Source organism: Kitasatospora sp. NPDC058170, from assembly GCF_042883905.1.
Lineage (GTDB): Bacteria > Actinomycetota > Actinomycetes > Streptomycetales > Streptomycetaceae > Kitasatospora.
Map to the genome: position 1 here is coordinate 1 of NZ_JBHVUV010000083.1, position 2542 is coordinate 2542.

Below are 2542 nucleotides of genomic sequence, written 5' to 3' on the forward strand. Positions count from 1 at the left end.
TGATGCGGTCGGCGGGGTAGTTGGGGTCGATCGGCAGGTAGGCGCCGCCGGCCTTGAGGATCGCCAGCAGGGAGACGACCAGCTCGGTGGAGCGTCCCATGAGGACGCCGACCAGGGTCTCCGGGCCGACGCCGTGCTCGGTCAGCAAATGAGCGAGACGGTTGGCCCGCTCGTTCAGCTCCGCGTAGGTGAGCTCGTTGTCCGCGAACACCAGGGCGGTCGCCTCCGGCGTGCGCGCCACCTGGGCCTGGAACAGCGCGGGCAGCGTGGTGGCGGGCAGGTCCTGAGCGGTGTCGTTCCACTCGGTCAGCAGCTGTCGGCGCTCGGCCGCGTCCAGGATCTGGAGGCGGTTGACGGGCTGCTCGGGGTCGGCGACGGCGGCGTGCAGAACCCGCACGAAACGCTGGGCGACGGCCTCGATCGTGGTCCGGTCGAACAGGTCGGTCGCGAAGGTGACCCAGCCGTGGAGGCCGGCGGCCCGGCCGGTGGCGTCGAAGGCCTCGCCGAGCTGGAAGTCCAGGTCGAACTTGGCCGGGGCCTGCCCGGCGGGGAGCAGTTCGGTTGCCAGGCCCGGGAGTTCGAGGGCGGCCTCGGTGTTGTTCTGCAGGGTGAGCATGACCTGGAACAGCGGGTGCCGGGCCATGGAGCGGGTGGGGGCGAGGTCCTCGACGAGGCGCTCGAAGGGGATGTCCTGGTTCGAGAAGGCACCGAGCCCGGCGTCCTGGACGCGGCCGAGGAGCTCGCCGAAGCTCGGGTCGCCGGAGACGTCGGTGCGCATGACGAGGGTGTTGACGAAGAACCCGACCAGGTCGTCGAGGGCTTCGTCGGTGCGTCCGGCGATGGGGGTGCCGACGGGGATGTCGGTGCCCGCACCCAGACGGGAGAGCAGGGTGGCCAGTGCTGCCTGGAGGACCATGAACACGGTCACACCGCGCGAGCGGGCGAGGTCGCTGAGCTGCTGGTGCAGCTCGGCGGGGATGTCCAGGTCGTGCGTCGCGCCGTGGTGGGTGGCGATGGCCGGGCGGGGCCGGTCGGTGGGCAGCTGGAGCTCTTCCGGGAGGCCGGACAGGGCCTCGCGCCAGTGGGCGAGCTGCTGGGACAGGACGCTCTGCGGGTCGGCGTCCTCGCCGAGGAGCTTCTGCTGCCACAGGGTGTAGTCGGCGTACTGCACCGGCAGCGGCTGCCACGCGGGGGCGTGGCCGTCGAGTCGGGTCGCGTAGGCCTGGGAGATGTCGCGGGCGAGCGGGCCCATGGACCAGCCGTCGCCCGCGATGTGGTGCACGAGGAGAACGAGGACGTGCTCGTTCTCGGCGGTGGTGAACAGCTCGGCGCGCAGGGGTATCTGGGTGGACAGGTCGAAGACGTGCCCGGCCGCGTCGGCGAGGGCCTGCTCGAGCTCCGCCTCGGTGACCTCGGTGACGGGCAGGTCGAGGGTGACCGCCGCCGGGTCGAGGACGTGCTGGTGCGGTCGGCCGTCGGCGGTGCGGAACACCGTACGCAGCACCTCGTGGCGCCCGATGACGTCGCCGAGCGCGGCCCGCAGGGCCTCCCGGTCCAGGGCGCCGCTGAGCCGCAGCGCGGTGGCGATGTTGTAGGTGGCGCTGGGGCCTTCGAGCTCGCCGAGGAACCACAGCCGTCGCTGGGCGGCGGACAGCGGCAGCATGTCCGGGCGCTCGCCCGCGGTCAGGGCGAGCCGGGTCGTACCGGCTCCGCCGAGGCGCTCGGCCAGGCCGGCGACGGTCGGGGCCTCGAACAGGGTGCGGATGCCGACCTCGATGCCCAGCGCGGTACGGATCCGGCTGACCAGCCGCGTCGCCAGCAGGGAGTGGCCGCCGAGTTCGAAGAAGCTGTCGTCGATGGTGACCGTGGTGATGCCGAGGACCTCGGCGAAGACGGCGCAGAGGGCTTCTTCCTGCTCGGTTCGGGGTGCGCGGCCGGAGCCGGCCGCCGTGAACTCCGGTGCGGGCAGGGCCTTGCGGTCGAGCTTGCCGTTGGCCGTCAGCGGCAGGGCGTCCAGCTGCATGATCGCGCTGGGGACCATGTAGTCGGGGAGTTCTGAGGCGAGGTGCTTGCGGAGCTGCTCGGTGTCCACGGCCTCCGGTGAGACCGGGACGACGTAGCCGATCAGGCGCTTGTCGCCGGGGGTGTCTTCGCGGGCGAGGACGGTGGCGTGGGTGATGGCGGGGTGTGCGGTGAGCGCCGACTCGATTTCGCCGAGTTCGATGCGGAAGCCGCGGATTTTGACTTGGTGGTCGGTGCGGCCGAGGTAGTCGATGCTGCCGTCGGGGCGCCAGGTGACGAGGTCGCCGGTGCGGTACATGCGTTCGCCGGGTTGGCCGTAGGGGTTGGCGGTGAAGCGTTCGGCGGTGAGGGCGGGGCGGTTGAGGTAGCCGCGGGCGAGTTGGGTGCCGGTGAGGTAGAGCTCGCCGGGGGTGCCCACCGGTACCGGCTGGAGGTGTGCGTCGAGGACGTGGAGGCGGGTGTTCCAGATGGGGTGTCCGATGGGGACGGTGGTGGTGGTGGGGTGGGTGTGGCAGGGCCA

1 protein-coding gene is annotated in these 2542 nt (G+C 71.8%); it reads right to left on the reverse strand.

Annotated features, from left to right (window positions below; translation table 11 throughout):
- Positions 1 to 2542, reverse strand: a 2542-nt coding sequence (locus tag ACFVVX_RS37895) for a condensation domain-containing protein (protein ID WP_387952720.1), incomplete at both ends; no start/stop codon positions are given.